A 22,630-nucleotide genomic window follows, 5' to 3' on the forward strand; every position below is an offset into this window, starting at 1 on the left:
GGACCGGCGACGCCGGTCCCGGGCCCTCGTCGTACCTAGGCGTTGGGGTTCAGCCCGTTCGACAGCCCCGTGTACGCCGGCTTCGCCGCGTAGCTCTCGTTGTACGGCAGGGCCGCCCCGTACCCGCTGAACGTGCCCGGGATCCACGAGTACTTGTCGGTGAGACCCCACACCGTGACGCCCGCGCAGCGCGGCACGCCCAGACAGTTCTCGGTGGCCGTCTTGTAGTCGGTGGACTGCTGGGCGAGTTCCGCGGAGGAGGCGGGGAGCGGAATACGGATGTCCAGCTCGGTGACGGACACCTCCAGGCCCAGATCCGAGAAGCGCTTCAGGTTCGCCTTCATCGAGCTCGGCACCCCGCCGACCACGAAGTGCGACTGGAAGCCGATGCCGTGCAACGGGACGCCCTGGGTGAGGAGTTGCTTGGCCAGGTTGTACAAACCGTCGCTCTTCGCGTTGTCCGCCTCGATGTTGTAGTCGTTGATGTACAGCTTCGCCGCCGGGTCCGCCGCGTGGGCCCAGCGCAGGGCGTTGGCGATGTAGCCCGTGCCCAGCTTGTCCTGCCACAGAGAGCTGCGCATCGAACCGTCCTCGTTGAACGCCTCGTTCACGACGTCCCACGCGTAGATCTTGCCCTTGTAGCGGCCGACGGTCGTGTCGATGTGCTTCTTGAGGAGCGTGTTCAGCTCCGTGGCGGAGAAGTTGCCGTTCTTCAACCAGGACGGCAGTTGCGCGTACCAGGCGAGGGTGTGGCCCCGTACACCCTGGTTGTGGGAGGTGGCGTGCACGACGAGCCGGTCGGCGGCGGCCCAGTTGTACGAGTTGCGGCTGGGCTCCAGCGCGTCCCACTTCATCGCGTTCTCCGCGGTGACCGAGTTGAACTCCCGGTCCAGGACGGTCGTGTACGCCGACTCGTTCTGCAACGGCCCGTCTGCCACCGCGGCACCGATCCTCGCACCGCGGGCGTCGGCGTAGCCACGCAGGGTGGTGGCGGCCGAGGCCTGCTCGGTGAACTGGGGGAGCGCGACGACGGCCGTCGCCACGAGCGCGCCCGCGGCCAGCAGGGGGAGGGGACGGAGGGCACGTCGACGGTGGGATCTCGGTGGGTGCGACACGGCGGCTCCTCGGGGGTGTGGGGGTGTCGCCCTCCAGTTGCCGCCGACGGGCCAAAGGTTGCCGGTGAAGAGGGGAGGGCGAGGGGCGTCCTCCCCCGGACACCGGGCCTACCGAGTGAGTTCCTTGGTGATGCGGTCGAGCATGAAGGCGGACGATTCCTTGGCGCGTTCCTCCCAGGCGAAGACGCAGGAGGTGGCGACGCCGTCGAAGTTCAGTTCCCGCAGGGTGGTGAAGAAGGTGTCCCAGTCGACCTCGCCCTGGCCGATGTCGAGGTGCTGGTGGATGCGGGCGGGAGTGCCGGGCGGATTGAGGATGTAGCGCAGCCCGGAGGAGCCCTTGTGGTTGAAGGAGTCGGCGATGTGGACGTGTTGGAGCTTGTCGCCGGCGTAGCGCATCATCGCGGCGATGTCCGCGCCGACCTGTGAGGCGCCGGAGAGGTGGAAGGTGTGCGGGGCGCAGTAGAGGTAGTTCACCCAGGGCTTGTTGATGGCGCGGACGAGGTCGACGGCGGGGGTGTTCTCCTCGCAGAAGTCGTCCGGGTGGGCCTCCAGGTTCAGGGCGATGCCCTCCCGCTCGAACAGGGGCAGCAGTTCCTCCAGGGAACGCCAGAAGGCGGCCTCGCTCTCGGCGGCGCGCTCGGGACGGCCGTTGAACTCCGAGTTCATCAGGGGACACTGGAGGTCGGCGGCGATCTCGATCATCCGCTTCCAGTAGCGGACGGCGGCCTGCCGTTCGGTCTCGTCGGGTGAGGACCACTTGTAGAGGGGCAGGACGGAGGACAGCTGGACGCCGTGGGTGCGCAGGGACTTCTTCAGCTGTGCGACGCGTTCGTCGTCCGCCCGGGGGTGGAGGAAGAACGGCATGAACTCCTCGCGAGGTGACAACTCGATGTACTCGTAGCCGAGTTCGGCGACCGTGCGCACCATGTCGTCGAGGGGCAGGGAGCGGAGCATGTAGGGGTCGAGGGCGATCTTCACGCGGTGCCTCCGTAGAAAGCGGGTCGGGGCTTCATGTCCGTACCGACGACGCGGCCCGAGTTCAGGGCCTCGACGGTGGCGGTGGTGATGACGGTCGCGGCATAGCCGTCCCAGGCGGAGGGACCGACGGGCTCGTTGCCCGCCGCGAGGTTCGCGACCCACTCGCGGAACTCGGTGTCGAAGGCGTCCACGAAGCGGCCCACCCAGTCGGTGAGCACGGTCGTGCCGTGCTGTCCCGCCGTGCGCACGGCGACCGAGGACGGATCGGGCAGCCGTACGAGACCCTCCTCGCCGACCGCCTCGCACTGGATGTCGTAGCCGTACTGGCAGTTGACGAACACTTCGAGGTCGATCCGGACGCCCTTCGCGGTCTCGAAGAGCATGATCTGCGGATCCTTCAGGTGCGCGAACCGCTTGCTGGTGGCGCGCGGTGTGACGACCTGGGCCGAGACGATCTCGTCGTCGAGGAGCCAGCGCAGCACGTCGACCTCGTGCACCGCCGTGTCGAGCGCGGCCATGTCGGAGGTGTAGGTCTCGGGCACCGTCGGGTTGCGGTGGGCGCAGTGCACCACCAGCGGCTCGCCGATCCGGCCGGACGCGATGACCTCCTTCATCTGCCGGTAGCCCGCGTCGTAGCGGCGCATGAAGCCGACCTGCACCAGGCGGCGGCCGTGCGCCCTCTCGGCCTCGACGATCCTCAGACAGTCCTCGGCCGACGTGGCCAGGGGCTTCTCGCAGAACACCGGCTTGCCGGCGGCGATCGCGTTCAGGACGTGCTCGGCGTGCGTCGGCCCCCAGGAGGTGACGAGCACGGCGTCGACCTCGTCCGCCGCGATCAGCTCCGCGCCGGTCGCGTACACCCGGGCGCCGACCCGGGCCGCCGCCTCCTCGGCGCGCGCCGCGTCGATGTCGGTGACCGCGGTGACCGCGGCACCGGTGACGACCTCGGTGAGGCGCCGGATGTGTTCCTGGCCGATCCAGCCCGCGCCGATGACCCCTACGCGCACAGTCATGAGTTTTCCTTTCAAAGAGCCTGTTGAGAGCGGATGCTCAGGAATCAGGAGTCAGGAGTCATGAATAGCGGGCGCGGAGCTCCGTCTCCAGGTTCTCCAGCGTGCGGCCGCGCGTCTCGGGGACGTACAGCTTGACGAAGGTGAGGGACAGGACACCCGCCACCACGAACAGGAAGAACGTGTTCGAGATCCCGATGCCGGAGACCAGCGAGGGGAAGACCAGGCCGATCAGGAAGTTGGTCAGCCACAGGACGACCGCCGCGACACCCATCCCGAAGGCACGCATCCGCATCGGGAAGATCTCCGACAGCATCAGCCACGTCACCGGCGAGATCGCGCCCTGCTGGAAGGCGAGGAACGTGACCGTCATCGCCAGCACGGCGTAGGCCCGGCCGTCGCCCGAGGGCAGCACCAGCGAGAAGACACCGATCAGCAACAGCGCGCCGGTCGTGCCGAGCTGACCGGTCATCAGCATCGGGCGTCGGTCGACCCGGCCGAGCAGCCAGATGCCGACGAACGTGGCGAGCACGGAGATCACGCCGTTGGCGATGTTCGCCGTGAGCGCGCTGTCCGCGGCGAAGCCGGCGTCGGTGAGGATCTGGGTGCCGTAGTACATGATCGTGTTGACGCCGGTGATCTGCTGCACGATCGCGATGCCGAAGCCCACGAACACCAGCCTGCGCACCCACGGGACGGACTTCATGTCCTGCCAGCCGCCGAGCTTCTCCTGCTCGTCCTTGACGGCGAGCGCGGTGACCTCGCGCAGCTCGGCCTCGGCCCGCTGCTGGGACCTGACCTGCCTCAGCACGTCCAGGGCCTCGTTGAAGCGGCTCTTGGAGGCCAGCCAGCGAGGGCTCTCCGGCATCACCAGCATGCCGAACCACAGCACGACGGCCGGGATCGTCGCGATCACGAGCATCCAGCGCCAGACGCCGCCGGACTCGCCGCCGACCCGCGCGATGATCGCGTTGGAGGTGAAGGCCAGCAACTGCCCGCTGACGATCATGAGTTCGTTACGGGTGACCAGGGCGCCGCGCCGCTCGGCGGGCGAGATCTCCGCGAGGTACACCGGCACCGTCACCGAGGCGCCGCCGACCGCGAGGCCGAGCACGAACCGCGCCACCACCATCACCGCGGTGGTCGGGGCGAGCGTGCAGCCCAGCGCGCCGACGAAGAACAGCACGGCCAACAGAAGGATGTTGCGCCGCCTGCCGCGCGCGTCCGACAGCCGGCCGCCGACGACCGCCCCGAGCGCCGCGCCGAGGAGCAGCGAGCTGGTGACCATGCCCTCCGTGAAGGGGGTCAGGCCCAGGTCGTCCGTCATGTACGGCAGGGCGCCGTTGATGACGCCGGTGTCGTACCCGAAGAGCAGTCCGCCGAAGGTGGCGATGACCGTGATGAGCCGCAGCCGCCGGGAGACCGCCACAGGGGCGTCGTCCAGGAGCGTGGAGGGTGCGGTGGGAGCCTGTTGCGCGTCGTCCTTGATACCCATGCCCACCTCCTACTCGCTGATGGCCGGGCGACGCGTGCCCGTGAGGCCGCAGCCGGCCAGGTGCTCACGTGTCGTCACGGCGATGGGCAGCGGCACCTCGGGAGCGCACGGGTACAGGTCCTGCTCCACGATCACGAACAACTCGGCGTTCAGCCGCGCGAGTTCGGCCACCACGTCGGCGGGCTTCGGTACGCCCGCCGGAGGGGTCACGCACACACCGCGCTTGACGGCCTCGCCGAATGAGAGGTCCTCGGCGGCGACCTGGGCGAGGATCTCGGGGTCCATCTGCTTGATGTGGACGTAGCCGACGCGCTCGCCGAACCGGCGGATCAGGTCGAGGTTGTCGCCGCCGCCGTAGGCGACGTGGCCGGTGTCCAGGCACAGGTTGGTGTAGCGGGAGTCGGACTCGTTGAGCAGCCGCTCGATCTCCGGCTGGGTCTGGATGTGGCTGTCGGCGTGCGGGTGGATGACCAGGCGCACGTCGTACTCGTCGAGGAGCAGCCTGCCCAGCCGGTCGGCGGCCTTGCCGAAGCCCGCCCACTGCTCGGCTGTCAGCTCCGGGTTCTCGGTGAACGCGCCGGACTTCTCGTCCCGGTACATCGGCGGGATGAGGACCAGGTGGTGGGCGCCCGCGGCGGCGGTCAGCGTGGCGACCTGCCGGACGTGCGCGAGCATGTCGTCCCAGGCCTCGGGGCGGTGCAGGGCGCCGAAGGCGGTGCCGCCGGAGACCTTGAGGCCGCGTACCGCGAGTTCTTCCGCGAGGACGGCCGGGTCCGTGGGGAGATAGCCGTACGGGCCGAGCTCCAGCCACTCGTAACCGGCCTGCGCCAGCTCGTCGAGGAAACGGGAGTACGGGACCTGGTGCTCGTCCTCGGGGAACCAGACGCCCCATGAGTCGGGTGCGGAGCCGAGGCACAGGTTGCCCACGGTGGTGCGGAGTGACGTTGGCGCCGTTGCCATGGTGAGTCCCCTTCGGGGATGGGTTCCGGGTGACTGTTGCGCTCTACTAGTGCGCTCTAGTTTGAGTACGATGACCCTGTTCAAATGTCATGTCAATAGGTTGTTGCCAGGAACCTGGGGATGACCCCCGTGTGGTCCCTCGGTGGAAGGGCGAGGCGGTCCGTACTGCGTTCTCAGTACGGGAGATTGACGGTAGCCGCACGACGACCGGAGGACCCGCTCCGGGAAAGCCTGGGCAGGCAGTCGACACCAGATGTGGAGAACTCCTGCCGTGGCTACTTTCCTGTACCGAGTGGGCCGTCTGGCCTTCCGGCGACGCTGGTACGTCGCCCTGATCTGGGCGGCCGTCCTGGCCGCCGTCGGGCTGGCCGGCCTCAGAGCCCCGGCAGCGTCCGACGACGAGTTCTCGATGCCCGGCATCGAGTCCCAGAAGGCGTTCGACCTGATAGAGCAGCGCTTCCCCGGGGCCAGTGCCGACGGCGCGACCGCCAGGGTGGTCTTCGTCGCCCCCAAGGGCGAGAAGGTGACCGCGTCCGACAACCGGGCGGCCATCGAGAAGGCCGTGGACGAGATGGCGGGCGGCACGCAGGTCGCCGGCGCTGTTGACCCCTTCAAGGGGCAGGCGGTCAGCAAGGACGGGACGACGGCGTACGCGACCGTCACCTACAAGGTCAAGGCCGCCGACCTGACCGACACCGCCAAGAAGAACCTGGACCGCGCCCTCGACCAGGCCCAGGACGCGGGCCTGACCGTCGAGGCCGGCGGTGACGCGCTGGACGACGGCGGCGGGGCAGGCGGGCCGGCCGAGATCATCGGTGTCGCGGTGGCCGCCGTGGTGCTGCTGATGACCTTCGGGTCGCTGGCCGCCGCCGGACTGCCGCTGCTGACCGCGGCCGTCGGCGTCGGTGCGAGCATGGCCGCGATCATGGCCCTGTCCAGCGCCTTCGGCCTGTCCTCGACCACCGGAACGCTGGCCATGATGCTGGGCCTGGCGGTCGGTATCGACTACGCGCTGTTCGTCGTCTCCCGCTATCGCGAGGAGCGCGCGAAGGGCCGTACGCCCCAGGAGGCGACCGGGCTGGCGGTCGGTACCGCCGGGTCGGCGGTCGTCTTCGCCGGGCTCACCGTCGTCATCGCGCTCGCCGGCCTCGCGGTGGTGGGCATCCCGATGCTGACCAAGATGGGCCTGGCCGCCGCGGGCGCGGTCGTCGTCGCCGTGGTGATCGCCCTGACGCTCGTGCCGGCCGTCCTGGGCTTCTGGCCCAATGCCGTGCTCCCGCGCCGCGGTCGCAGGAGCGGCCGTATCGAGGAGAGCACCGACGACAACGGCGGCAGCCGCTGGGCCCGGTTCGTGCTGCGCCGCCCGATCCCGGTCCTCCTGCTGGGAGTGGTGGGCCTGGGAGCGCTCGCGGTGCCGATGACGCAGCTGCAGCTGGGCATGCCCGGCGACGAGGCCAAGCCCACCTCCACCACCGAACGCCGCGCCTACGACGCGCTCGCCGAGGGCTTCGGGCCCGGGTTCAACGGGCCGCTGACCGTCGTCGTGGACGCCAAGGGCACCGACGACGCCAAGGGCGCGGCACAGACGATCTCGAAGGAGATCGGCGGGACGAAGGGGGTCGTGTCGGTCTCTCCGGCCCGGTTCAACGACGCGGGTGACACCGCCGTGTTCTCGGTGGTGCCCTCGACCGCGCCGACCGACGAGAAGACCAAGGACCTGGTGACGACCATCCGCGGCGAACGGACCGGCCTCGAGTCCGAGACCGGCGCGACCTTCGAGGTCACCGGCAAGACCGCCGTGAACATCGACATCGCCGACAAGGTCCAGGCCGCTCTGGTCCCCTACCTCGTGGTCGTGGTCGGCCTCGCGATCCTGCTCCTGCTGGTCGTCTTCCGCTCCCTGCTGGTCCCGCTGAAGGCGGCCCTCGGGTTCCTGCTGTCGGTGCTGGCCTCCCTCGGCGCGGTCGTCGTGGTCTTCCAGCAGGGCCACGGCGCGGAACTGCTGGGGGTGCAGCAGACCGGCCCGATCATGAGCCTGATGCCGATCTTCCTGGTGGGCATCGTCTTCGGTCTCGCCATGGACTACGAGGTCTTCCTCGTCTCCCGGATGCGCGAGGCGTACGTCCACGGGGAGCGGCCGGGCCAGGCGATCGTCTCCGGCTTCCGGCACAGCGCCCGGGTGGTCGTGGCGGCGGCGCTGATCATGATCGCGGTGTTCGCCGGGTTCGTCGGTGAACCCGACTCCATGATCAAGATGATCGGGTTCGGGCTCGCCTCCGCCGTCCTGCTCGACGCCTTCGTGGTCCGCATGGCGATCGTGCCCGCCGTCCTGGCCCTGCTCGGCCACCGGGCCTGGTGGCTGCCGGGCTGGCTGGACCGGCTGCTGCCCGACGTCGACGTGGAGGGCGCGTCCCTCAACCGCCCGCCGGCCGACGGCGAGGCCACGGACTCGGACACAGCCACGGACTCGGACACGGACACGGACGGGAACGGGGACGGGCGCTTCAAGGCACGGGCCGTGGACGTCGGCCTCGACGGCACGAGCACGGACGCGGACGACCCCGCCGAGGCGCGCGTCTGACCCGGCCCCACGCGCCCGACCAGGGAGTCGCCCGAGGTGCACGGCCTCGGGCGGCCCCCGTCGCCGTTCCCGGGGAAATCGTCCACCATGGCCCCAGCCCACGCACCGGAGAACACATGATCACCAACCTCGAGCGATACGCGGACCGCCACCCCCGTGCCGTCGACGTGGCGACGGGCTTGGCACTGGTGGCCTGTGCGGCTCTCGGCGCCGCACTCAGCACACCGGGTACCGACGCCCCCGACGAGCAGTGGCCGGCCGTGGTTCTCGCAGCCGTCTCCTGCCTCGCGCTGGTGAACGGCCGTACCCACCCACGCGCCGCCCTCATCGTGGTCGCGGCGGGCACCGTGGCCACGAGCGTACTGAACTACCTGCTCACACCCCTCCTGCTGGCACCGGTGATGATGGCCCTCTACTGGCTGGCCGCCATGACCGACAACAGGACCACGCGCGTGTACGGTCTCCCGACCGTGGCCGCGCTGGTGCTCACGTCAGCGCTCAACGATCCCACGGACATCTCCGTCACCCTCAGGGTGCTCGGCCCCGTCCTCTGGCTGCTGCTGCCCCTCGCCGCGGGCAGCAGCACCCGGGCCCGGCGCGCCTACACGGAGGCCGTGCAGGCCCGGGCCGAACACGCCGAGCGCACCCGTGAGGAGGAGGCCCGGCTGCGCGTCACCGAGGAGCGCGTACGCATCGCCCGCGAACTGCACGACGTCGTCGCCCACCATCTGGCCCTGGCCAACGCCCAGGCGGGCACCGCCGCGCACCTCGCCCTCGCCAGCCCCCAGCAGTCGAAGAAGATCCTCACCGACCTGACCGGCACCACGTCCTCCGCCCTGCGCGAACTCAAGGCCACCGTCGGCCTGTTGCGCCAGACCGGCGACCCGGACTCCGACCCGCTGAAACCGTCCCCAGGGCTCGACCGCCTCCCCGAGCTGATCTCGGCCTGCGCGTCCGCCGGGCTCGATGTCACCCTCACCACCGAGGGAGAGCCACTGCCGCTCTCGCCGGGAGTCGACCTGACCGCGTTCCGCATCGTGCAGGAGGCCCTCACCAACATCACCAAGCACGCCGCCACGGAAGCCGCGCACATACGCCTCGCCTACTCCGACGCCCGAGTGATCATCACGGTCACCAATGACGCACCCGCCACCGCACCGGCGCCCGCCCTCACGGCATCGGGCGGGGGCCGCGGCTTCGGCCTCATGGGCATGCGTGAACGCGCCCACTCCGTCGGCGGCGAACTCCGCGCGGGCCCCCGCCCCGACGGCGGCTTCGAGGTCACCACCGCCCTGCCCCTCCATCCGCAGGCCCGGGACGGCAGGGGTCAGCCGTTCACCCCCGTGTAGTGCGACAGGCTCCACCGCCACAGCAGCCGCGCCCCCAGGTACGCCAGCACGCCCAGCAGCGGGGAGATCGCCGCCAGCCAGTACGGGACGCCCGTGTCGTGGCCATGGCCGGTGAGGACGGCGGCCGGGAAGTACGCGACGAATGCCAGCGGAAGGCCGTACGTCAGGAGGCCACCCACCGCCTTCGGCAGGACGTTCAGCGGATAGCTGCCGAACGTGCCGAGCAACTCCTCCAGCCAGCGGCCCCAGTAGTCGGCGGCCGGGAAGCGCAGGGCGGCGCAGGCCACCACCGTGAACAGGGCCGCCTCCAGCAGCATGCCGCCGATGACCGCGGCGACCAGGTACGAGATCCGGCCCGCCGTCCAGTCCAGCTCGCTGCGGCTGAGCGCGCCCACCATGAGCCCCACCGCCACCGTCAGGTCACCGATCGCGTTGGTGGGGAAGTAGGAGAGCTGGACCTGGCGGTACACCGACATGGGGCGCACCAGGTAGGTGTCGATCTTCCCCTCCTGGATCTGCCGGCCGACGTAGTGCATCCGCCCCAGCACCAGCACGAACAACCCGTGCGCGAGCATTCGCGTCGCCGGGATCAGCAACACCTCCGAACTGTCCCAGCCGCCCATCCCCGTGAACCGGGACAGCAGCACCGTCGCGAAGACGATCACCGACACCTGCCAGATCGCGCCGATCGCGACCATCAGCAGGAACTCGGTGCGGTACTCCAGCTGGGCACGGAAGTTGAGAACCGTGATGCGCCATGCGATCCGGACGCCGTTCACAGGGCTCAGCCTCCTTGGGAGATGACACGGCGGGCGGCCTGCCGCCACAGGAAACGGGTGAACAGGAAGAGCAGCACGACCCAGACCGCCTGGATCGCCAGCTGCGCGGGCGCGTCCGACAGGGGGATGCGCCCGATGTAGAGCGACAGCGGCACGCTCAGCGTGGCCTGGAACGGCAGGAACCCGCTCATGGTGATGAACCAGTCCGGGAAGAACCACAGGGGCGCGTACACCCCGGACAGCAGGTTCTGCGCGAAGATCAGGATCAGCGCCGCCGCGGTGTTGCGCACCGTCCAGAAGCACAGCTGGTCCAGGACGAGCATCACGAAGTAGAGGACCAGCTGGCCGAGCACCAGGCTGAGCGCGAACACCCCCGCCACCGCGGCCGACCTGGGCGGCTCCACCACCCCGGCCGCCAGACAGACCGCGTATCCGCCCAGCGCCCACGCGAACCCGTACAACTGCTCTCCGACGGCACGCAGGGCGTGGTAGCGCTGCGGCGGCAGCGGACGGAGGTACCAGTAGACGATCGTGCCGAAGTGCATGTGCTGCAGCACGGTGTCCCGGCCCGCGTACTGGTCCAGCTCCCTGAGGCGCGAGGCGAGTACGGCCAGGACCGCGTATGTGACCGCCTGGTCCTCGGAGAGTCCGGCGGTGGTCCCGGTGTGCGAGTACAGGCCGTGCCACAGCGATGCCACCAGGACCACCTGCACCGTCAGGCGGAGCAGGACGGCGGTCATCCGGGGCGGAGTGTGCAGCTCGCCGAGCGGGGTGACGCGGGCGGTGCGCCACGCGTGCAGAAGGGCCATCTCAGGCCCCTTCCGCGACCGGTTCCGCGACCGGTTCCGCGACGGGTCCGGCCTGGGCGTAGGCGGCCCGCATCACGTCCTCGAGCTCCGCCTCGTCGATGGCGATGCCCGTCACCTCGTACCGCTCGATGACGGCCTTCAGCGCCTGGTGCACGGTCGGGGCGTCTGGCCCGTCGGGGCCGAACACCACCTGCGGCCCGTCCTGCCGCAGCACCGCGATGCCCGGCAGCGGCACAACGTCGGCGTGCGCGTCGGCGAGCGTCGCCCGCACCTGCCAGGTCGAGCCGAACTTCCGGCGGATCTCGTCGAGGGGCCCGTCCAGCACGAGCCGCCCGTGGTTGATGAGGACGACCCGCTCGGCGAGCCGCTCGACCTCCGTCATGTCGTGCGTGGTGAGCAGCACCGTCCGGCCCCGCTCGCTCACCTGGTACCGCAGGAACTCGCGCACCTGCTCCTTGACCACCACGTCCATGCCGATGGTCGGCTCGTCGAGGAACACCACGGGCGGGTCGTGCAGCAGCGCGGCGGCCAGATCGCTGCGTACGCGCTGGCCCAGTGAGAGGTGCCGCACCCGCGTGTCCCAGAAGGACGACAGGTCCAGCAGCTCGTCGAACTCCTTGAGGCGTGCCGCGTGTTCGGCCTTCGGGACCTCGTAGATGTCGCGCAGGATCGCGAACGACTCGCGCACCGGCAGGTCCCACCACAGCTGGGTGCGCTGCCCGAACACGGCGCCGATGTTGCGGGCGTTGCGCTCGCGCTCCTCGTACGGCACCACGCCCGCGACCCGGGCCTCGCCGGACGTGGGGGTGAGGATGCCGGTGAGCACCTTGATGGTGGTGGACTTGCCCGCGCCGTTCGGTCCGAGCAGGGCCAGGAGCTCTCCGGCCGCGACGTCGAAACTGATGTCGCGGACGGCGTGCTTGGCCACCCGCTCCGGGTTGACCAGGGATCTGACGGCGCCCAGGAACCCGGGGCGGCGGACGGTGGTGTGGAAGGTCCGGGACAGACCGCGGACCTCGATACTTCCGGACACTCGACGAACCTCCGGGACACGTGAATCGCGGCCGACCAGCGGGAGCCGGTCGGCCGCGGAGGATCGGATTCAGCCTTGCGGAATGTCGATCAAATGGTCAATCGATTAACCGATCCTTGAGAAGACGAAGGAGAACTCCGTCGGCTCGGCCCGCAGGAAGTACTGCGGCAGCGGTCCCGGACCGCACGACTGCGAGCCGATGCCGTGCTGGCCGTGGTCGAGGTTGACCCACACCGTGTCGCCGGGTGTGAGGTCGGTGAGGTGCTGTGCCTCGTCCAAGTGCTCGGTCGTCCAGCGCCGGGCGCTGAACCAGAACTCCGGGTCGCCCTCGATCCGCAAGCCCCCGAGCTCCGCCCAGCGGACGTCGGCCCGGGCGCCGTTCTCCTGCGGGCGTACGTACGGGGTCTGGAGCTCGTCCACGGAGGACTCCCAACGGCCCAGCACCGACGCCGACCTGGTGTCCGGGTACGCCTCGCCCGGACCGCCGCCGAACCACTTCACCCCATCCGCCTCGGCGAGGCCGAAGCGGATGCCGAGCCTCGGCAGCGGCACCTTCCAGTCGCCCTCGGGCGCCACGGACACGGTCAGCTTCAGCCGCGTCCCGTCGGAGGTCCAGCGGTACACGGTGCGCAGGCCCACCTCCCAGGCGGCGGGTGCCACCCGGGTCCGTACGGTCAGCGCGTCGTCGCCGAACTCGACGGCGTCCAGCCGGTGCCGCATACGGTGCAGGCCGTTCTTGCGCCACAGCACGCCCCAGCGGGTGTCGTCCTGCCAGGACGCGCCGTCGTCGTTGTCGGTCGGAGCCCGCCACACGTCCAGACGCAGCCCGCTCACGTCGACCCCGCCGACGGATCGCAGTGCGCCCGTGCGGGCGTCGAAGGCGGCCGGGCCGAGCGTGATGAGCCGTTCGCCGGGCACGGGAGCCGTGGACGCGGCGACGGTCGGCGAGGTCCGTCCGGAGACGGGGAGCTGGGCCCACGCGATCACGTGGTCCTTCGGCCCCCACGCGGTCGCCTCCGCCAGCAGCGCCCGTACCGTCCACTGCGTCTCGCCGCCCGTGCTGTTCGCGGGCGGCGGGGGCAGCTTCACCTCCGCCGACTCGCCCGGCGCGAGCGCGGGCACCGACAGCGCGCCCGCCTCGACCGTCTCGCCGTCGACCTGGTACGCCCACTCGAAGGCCAGCGCGGACAGGTCGGCGAAGTCGTACGCGTTCGTGATCCGTACGGTGCCGTCGGCCGCGTCACCGTCGATGCGGACCGGCTCGATGACCTTCTTGTACTCGACGAGGCCCGGCGACGGCGTCCGGTCCGGGAAGATCAGCCCGTCGCAGACGAAGTTGCCGTCGTGCAGCTCCTCGCCGAAGTCACCGCCGTAGGCGTAGCCCAGCTCGGGGTGGGTGATCCCGTGGTCGATCCACTCCCAGATGAAGCCGCCCTGGAGCCGCTCGTACGCCTCGAAGATCCGCTGGTAGTCGGCGATCCCGCCCGGCCCGTTGCCCATCGCGTGCCCGTACTCGCACTGGATGAAGGGGAGCCCGCGGCGCTTGTGGGTACCCCCGTCCAGGTTCTGCCCGATGCGCTCGACCTCGGTGTGGTCGGCGTACATCCGGGAGTAGACATCGGTGTCACGGCAGTTCCAGTCGCCCTCGTAGTGCACGAGCCGCGAGCCGTCCCGGCCGTGGATCCACTCGGCCATCGCGGTCAGGCCGCGACCGGTGCCGGCCTCGTTGCCGAGGGACCACATGACGACCGACGGGTGGTTCTTGTCGCGCTCGACCATGCGGGCCGCGCGGTCGAGCAGGGCCGGCGTCCACCGGTCGTCGTCGACGGGGTTGTCGCGCCAGGCCTGCTCGACGAAGCCGTGGGTCTCCAGGTCGCACTCGTCGATGACCCACAGCCCGTACTCGTCGCACAGGTCGAGGAAGGCCGGGTGCGGCGGGTAGTGCGAGGTGCGGACCGCGTTGAGGTTGTGCCGCTTCATCAGCAGCACGTCCTCGCGCATGGTCTGAAGGTCCAGGCTGCGGCCCTTCTCCGGGTGCCACTCGTGCCGGTTGACGCCCTTGAAGAGGATCGCCTTTCCGTTGACCTTGATGAGCCCGTCCTCCAGGACGACGGTCCGGAAACCGATCCGCAGCGGCACCCGCTCGCCCTCGGTGACCAGCACACCGTCGTACAGGCGCGGGGTCTCCGCGGTCCACGGCTCGACCCGCACGGTCACCGGCTCGCCCGTCGCGACATCGATGTCGAGGCCGGGCACGGTGACCCTGCCGTCGACGTCGGAGTCGACGCGCAGGGTCCCCGCACCGGTCACGTGGTCGTACGACGCGTGCACGAAGAAGTCGAGCACACTGCCCGCCGGGCGGTGCAGCAGCGTCACGTCACGGAAGATGCCCGGCAGCCACCACTGGTCCTGGTCCTCCAGGTACGAGCCCGCCGACCACTGGTGGACGCGAACGGCGAGCACGTTCCCCTTCGCCTTCAGCAGATGTCCGACCGCGAACTCGTGCGGCAGCCGGGATCCCTTGAACTCGCCGATGTCCGTGCCGTTGAGCCACACCCGGGCGCAGGACTCCACCCCGTCGAACCGGATCACGGCGCTGCCGTCCGCAGGCCATTCGGCGGGCAGGTCGAACACCCGCAGGTGGTCACCGGTCGGGTTCTCGGTCGGCACCCGCGGCGGGTCCACCGGGAACGGGTACAGGGTGTTGGTGTAGATCGGCGCACCGAACGCCCCGTCGCCCTGGAGGACCCAGTGGCCGGGGACCACCACCTCCGCCCAGTCCCCGGCGTCGTACCCCTCCGCGGCGAAGGAGTCGTCCTCGGCGTCCGCGGTCGGCGACAGACGGAAGCGCCAGTCGCCGTTCAGGGAGAGGGATGTGGCGTCGGAGGACGCGTACCAGGCGCGCGGCGGCAAGGCACCGCTGCCGGGTGAGACGTCCTCGACATAGTCGACGGACGGGGTGGGGGTGGTGCGGGAAGTCATCGTTCTCCTAGTTCAGCCCTTGATGCCGGTCTGAGCGATACCTTGCACCAGCCAGCGCTGGAGGAACAGGAACACGAACACCAGGGGCAGGATGGAAACGGCCGTGGCCATGAAGATCATGTGGAAGACGACGGTCTGGTTGGTCATATAGCTGGAGAGTGCGACCTGGACGGTCCACGCACTCGGGTCCTGGCCGATGACCAGCGGCCACAGGAAGGCGTTCCAGCCGGCGATGAAGGTGATGGTCGCGATCGCCGCGAAGAAGTTCAGCGAGTTGGGCACCACGATGCGCCAGTACGCGCCCCAGTAGCCCAGTCCGTCCACGCGCGCCGCCTCCTCCAGCTCCTTGGGGAACCCCAGGAAGTACTGCCGGAACAGGAAGCAGGTGAAACCACTGAAGAGGCCCGGAATGATGAGACCTCGGTAACTGTCCACCCAGCCGAGCGAGGACACCAGCACGAAGCTGGGGACGAACGTCACCGCGGTCGGGACCATCAGGGTGCCCAGGACGGCGTAGAAGACCTTGTTGGCGTGCTTGTACGGGATGCGGGCGAGACCGTAGCCGGCGAGGGAGCACACCAGCAGGACGCCGACGGTGTGCAGGGTGGCCACGACCGCCGAGTTCCACAGGGACTGGGCGAAGGGGACCGTCTCGTCGGAGAACAGTTCGCTGATGTTGCCCCACTGGATGTCCGTGGGGAAGAACTTCCAGTTCTCGCCGGTGATCTCGGCATCGGTGGAGAGGGCGTTGCGGACGAGGATGTAGAACGGGACCAGGAAGAGGAGGGCGGCGACGCCCGTGGCGACGTAGAGGCCGGTGGAGCTCATCACGCCGCCACCGCGCCTGACGCGACCGGGCTTGCCGGACGCCGGCGCGGACTTCCGCGCCTCGGGGATGGTGGTGGTCACTTGGACTCGTCCCCCCTTCCAAAGCCCATGAGCTTGCCCTGGAGCAGGGTCACGGCACAGATCAGTACGGTCAGGATGAGCGCTCCCGCGCTGCCGGCGCCGTAGTCCTGGCTCTCGCCCAGGGCCTTGTAGTACAGCTCCATGAGGGGCGGGCGGCCCCAGGTGGTCTTGGACAGCAGGTTGAAGAACTCGTCGAAGGCCTGGTACGCGGCGACGAGCAGCAGCAGGATCACCGCCGTGGAGGTGGCGCGCAGCTGCGGCAGGGTGATGTACCAGAAGGTCTGCCAGCCCGGCTTGGCGCCGTCGATGGAGGCGGCCTCGTACAACTCGTCCGGGATGTTCTGCAGCGCGGCGATGAACAGGATCATGTAGAAGCCGGACTGCAGCCACAGTCGGGCGGACACGATCACCAGCCAGTACCAGGGCGGGTTGGGGTCGATCAGCCAGGGGATGTTCTCCACCCCGAACCAGCCGAGGACCGTGTTCATCAGGCCGAAGCGGACGCCGCTGAAGATGGACATCTTCCAGATCAGCGAGGCGGCGACGTAGGAAACCGCGGTGGGCAGGAAGAAGACCGACCGGAAGAACGCCCGCATGAAGCGCAGCCGGTTCACCAGCAGGGCCAGACCCAGCGAGAGCGCCCAGGTGGTGGGCACGATGAAGGCGGCGAAGACGGTGAAGGTGCCGAGCGAGCCGACGAAGTCGTCGTTCGTCAGCATGTACGTGTAGTTGTCGAAGCCGACGAACTTGTCGGGCGTGACGGTGAAGCGGGCCTCGAAGAAGCTGAGCCAGAGGCTCCAGAGGATCGGCGTGTAGACGAAGATCGCCAGACCGATGAGGAACGGCCCGGTGAACAGCCAGAAGTTGAAGGTGGCGCTGCCCCGCAGACCCCGCCGCGGCTTGGCCGGGGAGGCCTTCGCCGTGGCGGGGCGCGCGAGGTCGCGCGTCGTGGTCGTCGACATGTCGTGGTCCGTCCCGCGGCCTATCCGAACAGCTTCTTGAGCTCGCGGTTGACGGCCACGTCGGCCTTGTCGAGAGCCTTCTCCGGGTCCATGCTCTTGCGCACGGAGTTGGCGAAGACGTCCTCAAGGGCGGTGATCATGGCCTGGGTCCAGCCGATGTTGTCGAAGTGCCCGAACTCGTTGAAGAGCCTGACGCCCTCAGCGGCGTTGCCCGACTTGAGCTTGGTGGCGGTCTTCGCGAGCGAGGTGCGTGGCGGGATGTGGAAGCCGTAGGAGGTGGCCCAGTCCTCCTGGTACTTCTTCTGGTCGATCCACAGCCACTTCACGTACTCCTTGGCCGCCTCGACGTTCTTGCTCTTGGCGTTGACGAACATCGACCAGCCGCCGTTGTAGACCGACTGCTTGCCGGAGTCGACGGTCTTCGGGAAGGGGAAGATGCCCCAGTCGTCGCCGAGCGCGTCCTGGATCTGCGGCATCGCCCACATGCCGCAGAACTGGATGGCGCACAGACCCTGGTTGAGCGAGGAGGGGTCCCAGGACTCGGTGGGGGCGCCGAGGAGAAGGTTTCCGCTGGTGAACAGCTTGCGCATCTTCTTGATGCCCTCGACGACGCCGTCCGTGTGGTAGGCGATCTCGTTCTTCTCGTTGAGGGTGTCGGCGCCCGCGGACCAGATCATCGGGTTGATGACGTTGTGCAGGTCGTTGCCCAGGTACAGGCCCTTGACCTTGCCGGTGGTGAGCTTGTCGGCGGCCTCCATCAGCTCGTCGAGCGTGGTCGGCACGTCGACCTTGGCCTTCTCCAGCATCGACTTGCGGTAGAAGAAGAACTGCGGGTCGTCGATCATCCGGACGCCGTATATCTTCCCGTCGACCGTGTGCGACTTGATGTCGGCCGGGTTGAAGTCGTCCTTGACCGGTTCGACGATGTCGGTCAGGTCCGCCACCTGGCCGCTCTTGATCATCTGGATCTGCGGGTGGAACTCGAAGACGTCCGGCGCGTTCTTGGTGAGCAGGGAAGAGAAGAGCTTGCTCTCGAAGTCCGCGCTGGTGATCCACTGCGTGGTCACGTTGGCGTCCTTGTAGGCCTTCGCGTAGCGCTTGATGGCCTGCTCGGTGCCCGCCTCGCCGTACGCGTGGAACATCTGCACGAGGCTCTTGCCCGAACCGCCACTGCTGCGGCCGGTGTTGCTGCCGCACGCGGCCAGTCCGCCGGTGGCGGCCAGGCCCATGGCGGCCCGCAGAACGGTGCGGCGGTCCCAGTTGCTGTTGCTCAATGCCGACATGCTGACGTCCTTGTCTCGAGATGCGGCTTTGCGGCTCTGTCGCTCAGCGGTCGCTCAGTGCCAGGTGGCTCGAAGGGAGGTGCGGAGCCGGACGTTAACCTTCGGCTAAGGCTTCGGCAAGGGGTTGGACGAAGTCTGCTCGAAGCGTTGTGTCCGGTTCGGGATGTCGAACGTGGTGCTGGGGGAGGGGTGGGTTCCCCTCCCCGCCGCTCAGTCCCTGGAGCGGGCGGTGCGCCGGGTGGGCCGCTGGCCGCCGATCGACGACAGCGCGCCCTCCAGGGCGAAGGTCGCCGCCCCCAGGCACACCGGGTCGGTGGGGATGGGGGAGAGGACGATCTCGGTCGCCGCGAACGGGCGGCGCAGCGCGTGCCGGGCCACGGCCTCGCGCACCTCGGTCAGCAGCGGCTCGCCGAGCGCGGCCGCGACCCAGCTGCTGAGCACGATCACCTGGGGGTTGAAGAGGTTGACGAGGTCCGCGATACCGGCGCCGAGGTAACGGGCCGTGTCGCGGACGACCTTGAGGGCCACCGGATCCCGCTCGGCGACCCCGCGGGCGAGCGCGTCGATGGTGGCGGTCTGGTCCTCGGGATGGAGCAGCGTGCTCTTCGGGCTCAGCTCCCTCAGATTGAGCATGATCCCGGGTGCGCCGACGTACGTCTCCACACAGCCGTGGTTGCCGCAGTGGCACAGCCGCCCGTCGAGCACGAGGGTCGTGTGCCCCCACTCGCCGGCGCTGTTGCTGACACCCCGGTGCAGCCCCCCGCCGAGGACCAGTCCGGCACCGACCCCGGTGCCCAGGTTGACGACCACGGCGTCCCCGCGCCCACGGGCCGCGCCGAACCACTGCTCGGCGACCGCGCAGGCGCGCAGCGGATTGTCCAGGTACAGCGGGTACGCGATGTGCTCGGCGAGCATGTCCAGCAGCGGCACGTCGTGCCAGTCCCAGTTGGGGGCGTACTCCGCGACGCCCGTGTCCCGGTCGACCTGCCCCGGCACGCTCACCCCGACGCCCAGCACCCGGGCACCCTCGACCCCCGCCTGCGTGACCACCGAGCCGACGGCCGCCGCGACATGGCCGACGACCTGCTCCGGGCGGCTCTCGCCCGGGCGCATGTCCTCGTCGGCGCGCGCGAGCACGTTCAGCCCCAGGTCGAAGAGCTCGACACGGACGTACGTCTCCGCGATGTCCACGCCGATCAACGCGCCCCCCGACGCGTTGACGGCCACGAGTCCCCGGGGGCGCCCGCCCGCCGAGTCCTCGAACCCGACCTCCGTGATCATGCGCAGATCGAGCAGCTCGCCCACGAGGGTGGCGACCGTGGCGAGGCTCAGCCCGGTGGCGGCGGCCAGTTCCTGCCGGGACGTGGGCGACTGGGCGATGATCTGGCGCAGCACCTCGTAGCGGTTCGCGGTGCGGATGTCACGTGATGTGCGGTGCCTCACTGGACCCCCCTCGCTGCACGTCGCTGGGTGCTCACCCGTCCTTTCGGCCGGGGGTCCGGGGGTTGTCCCCCGGGAAAGCACAGCACCACCGACACGAGATCTCCCTCGTTCCTTCCGGCCAATGGCCAGGCCCGTCCGTCGGCTCCGGCGCGGCGCAAGGCTATGGCCTGCCGGGACTTTCGACAAGGGGTTAGGAAAGGGGGTTTACAAAGTCCGTCGGTGGTGGGGGTGGCACGTCAGGGTATACGGCGCGAGGAGTGCGGGCGTCAGTCGCCCAGCACGTCCCGTACGAACCCGTTCCGGAACGTGCCCGCCGGATCCAGCTCCTCGGCCAGCGCCCGGAAGTCACCGAGCCGCGGGTACCGCTCACGCAGCACCGCCGACGGGACCGTGAACACCTTGCCCCAGTGCGGTCGCGGGTCGAACGCCTCCAGCGCCTCCTCCACCCGCCGGACCACGGGCAGCACGGCCGCGGTGTCGTCGATCCACGTGAAATGCAGGGCGACCGTGTCCCGCCCGTAGGACGGGCTGAGCCACTGCTCGTCGGCGGCCACCGTCCGCACCTCGCAGATCTGGAGCACGGGCGCGATCACGTCCCGTACGGAGTCCAGCGCGTGGAGCGCGTCCAGGGCGCAGGGCCGGGGCAGCAGGTACTCGGACTGGAGCTCGGCCCCGCTGCTCGGGATGAACTCGGCCCGGAAGTGAGGCAGCCGCTCGTGCCAGGGGCCCGGCACCCCGAACTGCCGCGTGCAGTTCTCGGCGGGCATCCCCGGCACCGGGTGCACGGCCTCGGTCGCGGGCGCCGCCCACGGGAAGTCCGCCGGCGGCTGGTCGGTACGCCGCTTGACCCAGACGTGGTTGAAGCGCGGCTCCCGCCAGTCCGTGAACAGGCTCACGCTGTACGCCGTCGCCGCCACGGCCGCGTGGTCGAGCCCCGCGAGCGGCAGGTCCACGTACACGTGCTGGCTCACCTCGAAACCGGGCTCCAGGTCGAGGGTGAGCGCGGTGACGACACCCAGGGCGCCCAGAGAGGTCACCGCCCCGCCGAAGCGCGGCTCGCCACGGCCGATCACGACGACCTCCCCGTCCGCCGTGACCAGCTCCACCTCACGCACGGCCGAGGCGAGCGAGCCGTTGGCGTCGCCCGACCCGTGCGTGCCGGTCGCCACCGAACCGGCCACCGAGATGTGGGGGAGGGAGGCCATGTTGGGCAGGGCGAGCCCGTGCCGGTGCACGGCGGCGGCCAGTTCGGCATACCGTACGCCGCCCCCGACCCGTACCGTACGGGCCGCCGTGTCCACCTCCACCACCGGCGGCAGCTCGGTCAGCGACAACAGCACGCCCTCGCCGCCCGGTTCGGCGATCTCGTTGAACGAGTGCCCACTGCCGAGGACCCGCACCGCGTCGCTGCCCGCGACCAGCGCCCGCACCCCCTCGATCGAGTGCGGCCGGTGCAGCTCCTTGGCCGTGTACGTGATGTTGCCCGCCCAGTTGGTCAGGGTGTCGCTCATCCCCGGTGTCCCTTCCCTGGAAGTCCGGTGGCCGTAGCACAGGTGCCGGCTCGCGCGTGCCGTGCGCTCCGGCCTGTACGACGGAATCTCAACCGAAGGGGACCGCCTGATCAACCGTTCCTCTTGATCACCCGGTGCACGTACGAGATTCCGGGTCGCCGAATTTCTGTTATCGGCCGTCGGCTGCCGAGTCTCCAGTGCGGATGACGGATTCCCCCGTCCGCCGTCCGCAGCACCCCCGGCTCTCTTCTCCCCCTCCGCCGGGGGTGCTTCTCTTCTTCCGCGCGGAACGAGGCGGTTCCAACTCCCGCCCGCACGCGGTTCATTGACCCCCTCGCGCGCCGCCGCTTACGTTGGGACCGGTTGCTGTCCCTGCGCCCACCAGCCGGAAGGCCCTTCCTTGCCCCAGCGTCCCGTGGCCCTGTTCGCCATGACCGCCGAGAACGTGCCCAGGATCTTCCCGCCGGACGTGCTGGCCCGCCTGCGTGACGCCGTGGACATCGATCCCACACTGGTGGCCGAGAACTTCGCCGACCCCCGGGTGCGGGACAAGCTCGCCGAGACCGAGGTCCTGGTCACGGGCTGGGGCTGCCCCACGGTCGACGAGGCGGTGCTCGACGCGGCGCCGAAGCTGCGGGCGATCCTGCACTCAGCGGGCTCGGTGAAGGGCTTCACGACCCCAGCGGTGTGGGAGCGCGGCGTCACGGTCTCCTCGGCGGCCGACGCCAACGCGCTGCCCGTCGCCGAGTACACGCTCGGCATGATCCTGCTCGCGGGCAAGGACCTCTTCGTGAGCAGGGAGCGCCTGAGGACCGAACGGGTCCACCCCGGCTGGGAGATCGTCCCCGGCATCGGCAACTACGGCCGACGCGTCGGCATCATCGGCGCCTCCCGCATCGGGCGCCGCCTCATCGAGTTGCTGCGCCCCTTCGACCTGCGGCCGAGCCTCACCGATCCGTACGTCGACGAGGCCGGGGCCGCGGCACTCGGCGTACCCCTGCTGCCGCTCGACGACCTCCTGCGCACCTCCGACATCGTCACGGTCCACGCCCCGGACACGCCCGAGACCCGCCATCTGGTCGGCCGCCGCGAACTCGCCCTGATGCCGGACGGATCCGTCCTGATCAACACCGCACGCGGCGCGCTCGTCGACCACGACGCGCTCATCGACGAGCTGCGCGCCGGGCGCATCAGCGCGATCCTCGACGTCACCGACCCCGAGCCACTGCCCGCGTCCTCGCCCCTCTTCGACCTGCCGAACGCCTTCATCACCCCGCACCTGGCCGGTTCGCAGGGGAACGAGGTGGCGCGCCTCGGCCTCGCGGTCACGGGGGAGGCCGAGCGGTTGTGCGCCGGACAGCGGTTGGCTCACGCCGTCGACGGCTCCGCGCTGGGGCACACGGCGTGATTCTCGCCCCCGCCGCCCCTACC

Annotated in this window: 17 protein-coding genes; 3 read left to right on the forward strand and 14 right to left on the reverse strand. The window is 69.8% G+C overall.

Annotated elements, in window-relative coordinates; genetic code table 11:
• Positions 1-35 precede the first annotated feature (35 nt).
• The 5 genes from FNH08_RS17445 to FNH08_RS17465 form a co-directional block, all read right to left on the reverse strand.
• A complete protein-coding gene (locus FNH08_RS17445) occupies positions 36-1,115 on the reverse strand; it encodes an endo-1,4-beta-xylanase (protein WP_322724713.1) in 1,080 nt (359 codons plus the stop codon).
• Between the two features lie 108 nt (positions 1,116-1,223).
• Positions 1,224-2,093 carry a sugar phosphate isomerase/epimerase family protein gene (locus FNH08_RS17450; RefSeq protein WP_322724714.1) on the reverse strand — a complete coding sequence of 290 codons (870 nt, stop codon included), beginning with the start codon at positions 2,091-2,093 and terminating at the stop codon, positions 1,224-1,226.
• Positions 2,090-3,106: a Gfo/Idh/MocA family protein gene (locus FNH08_RS17455; RefSeq protein WP_152772412.1), complete on the reverse strand. Its 1,017-nt coding sequence runs from the start codon at positions 3,104-3,106 to the stop codon at positions 2,090-2,092. The genes FNH08_RS17450 and FNH08_RS17455 overlap by 4 nt, the downstream gene beginning before the upstream one ends.
• Before the next feature lie 58 nt (positions 3,107-3,164).
• Complete coding sequence (locus tag FNH08_RS17460; RefSeq protein WP_152772413.1) at positions 3,165-4,598, reverse strand: sugar porter family MFS transporter; 1,434 nt, start codon at positions 4,596-4,598, stop codon at positions 3,165-3,167.
• Positions 4,599-4,607: 9 nt separating this feature from the next.
• On the reverse strand, positions 4,608-5,558 hold the full coding sequence (locus FNH08_RS17465) for a TIM barrel protein (RefSeq protein WP_152772414.1): 951 nt from the start codon (positions 5,556-5,558) through the stop codon (positions 4,608-4,610).
• Positions 5,559-5,829: 271 nt separating this feature from the next.
• Here FNH08_RS17465 and FNH08_RS17470 point away from each other — a divergent pair, with 271 nt between their 5' ends.
• Positions 5,830-8,139, forward strand: coding sequence for an MMPL family transporter (locus tag FNH08_RS17470; protein ID WP_322724715.1), 2,310 nt, complete (start codon positions 5,830-5,832; stop codon positions 8,137-8,139).
• Positions 8,140-8,255: 116 nt separating this feature from the next.
• Positions 8,256-9,488, forward strand: coding sequence for a sensor histidine kinase (locus FNH08_RS17475; protein WP_152772416.1), 1,233 nt, complete (start codon positions 8,256-8,258; stop codon positions 9,486-9,488).
• On the opposite strand, the gene FNH08_RS17480 is transcribed toward FNH08_RS17475, so the two are convergent.
• The 9 genes from FNH08_RS17480 to FNH08_RS17520 all read right to left on the reverse strand — a co-directional run bounded on the left by FNH08_RS17480 (position 9,467) and on the right by FNH08_RS17520 (position 21,199).
• Complete coding sequence (locus FNH08_RS17480) at positions 9,467-10,267, reverse strand: ABC transporter permease (RefSeq protein ID WP_322724716.1); 801 nt, start codon at positions 10,265-10,267, stop codon at positions 9,467-9,469. The genes FNH08_RS17475 and FNH08_RS17480 overlap by 22 nt on opposite strands.
• Before the next feature lie 5 nt (positions 10,268-10,272).
• Entirely contained in the window at positions 10,273-11,076 is an 804-nt protein-coding gene (locus FNH08_RS17485; protein ID WP_152772417.1) for an ABC transporter permease, read from the reverse strand.
• A 1-nt stretch (position 11,077) separates the two neighbouring features.
• Complete coding sequence (locus FNH08_RS17490) at positions 11,078-12,109, reverse strand: ABC transporter ATP-binding protein (protein WP_322724718.1); 1,032 nt, start codon at positions 12,107-12,109, stop codon at positions 11,078-11,080.
• Between the two features lie 105 nt (positions 12,110-12,214).
• Positions 12,215-15,091 carry a glycoside hydrolase family 2 TIM barrel-domain containing protein gene (locus FNH08_RS17495; protein WP_152772419.1) on the reverse strand — a complete coding sequence of 959 codons (2,877 nt, stop codon included), beginning with the start codon at positions 15,089-15,091 and terminating at the stop codon, positions 12,215-12,217.
• Positions 15,092-15,103: 12 nt separating this feature from the next.
• A complete protein-coding gene (locus FNH08_RS17500; RefSeq protein ID WP_322724720.1) occupies positions 15,104-16,000 on the reverse strand; it encodes a carbohydrate ABC transporter permease in 897 nt (298 codons plus the stop codon).
• Positions 15,997-16,962: a carbohydrate ABC transporter permease gene (locus FNH08_RS17505; RefSeq protein ID WP_152772420.1), complete on the reverse strand. Its 966-nt coding sequence runs from the start codon at positions 16,960-16,962 to the stop codon at positions 15,997-15,999. Before FNH08_RS17505 ends, FNH08_RS17500 begins: the two co-directional genes overlap by 4 nt.
• A gap of 20 nt (positions 16,963-16,982) precedes the next feature.
• Positions 16,983-18,245: an ABC transporter substrate-binding protein gene (locus FNH08_RS17510; RefSeq protein WP_152772421.1), complete on the reverse strand. Its 1,263-nt coding sequence runs from the start codon at positions 18,243-18,245 to the stop codon at positions 16,983-16,985.
• 210 nt (positions 18,246-18,455) lie between these two features.
• Positions 18,456-19,688 (reverse strand): ROK family transcriptional regulator, encoded by a 1,233-nt coding sequence (locus tag FNH08_RS17515; RefSeq protein WP_322724721.1) that lies wholly within the window; start codon positions 19,686-19,688, stop codon positions 18,456-18,458.
• A 266-nt stretch (positions 19,689-19,954) separates the two neighbouring features.
• Positions 19,955-21,199 (reverse strand): FAD-binding protein, encoded by a 1,245-nt coding sequence (locus tag FNH08_RS17520; RefSeq protein WP_152772422.1) that lies wholly within the window; start codon positions 21,197-21,199, stop codon positions 19,955-19,957.
• 400 nt (positions 21,200-21,599) lie between these two features.
• Between FNH08_RS17520 and FNH08_RS17525 the strand changes: the two genes are divergently transcribed.
• A complete protein-coding gene (locus FNH08_RS17525; RefSeq protein ID WP_152772423.1) occupies positions 21,600-22,607 on the forward strand; it encodes a hydroxyacid dehydrogenase in 1,008 nt (335 codons plus the stop codon).
• The last annotated feature ends 23 nt before the right edge of the window (positions 22,608-22,630 follow it).

It is taken from the genome of Streptomyces spongiae, from assembly GCF_009377185.1.
Lineage (GTDB): Bacteria > Actinomycetota > Actinomycetes > Streptomycetales > Streptomycetaceae > Streptomyces > Streptomyces spongiae.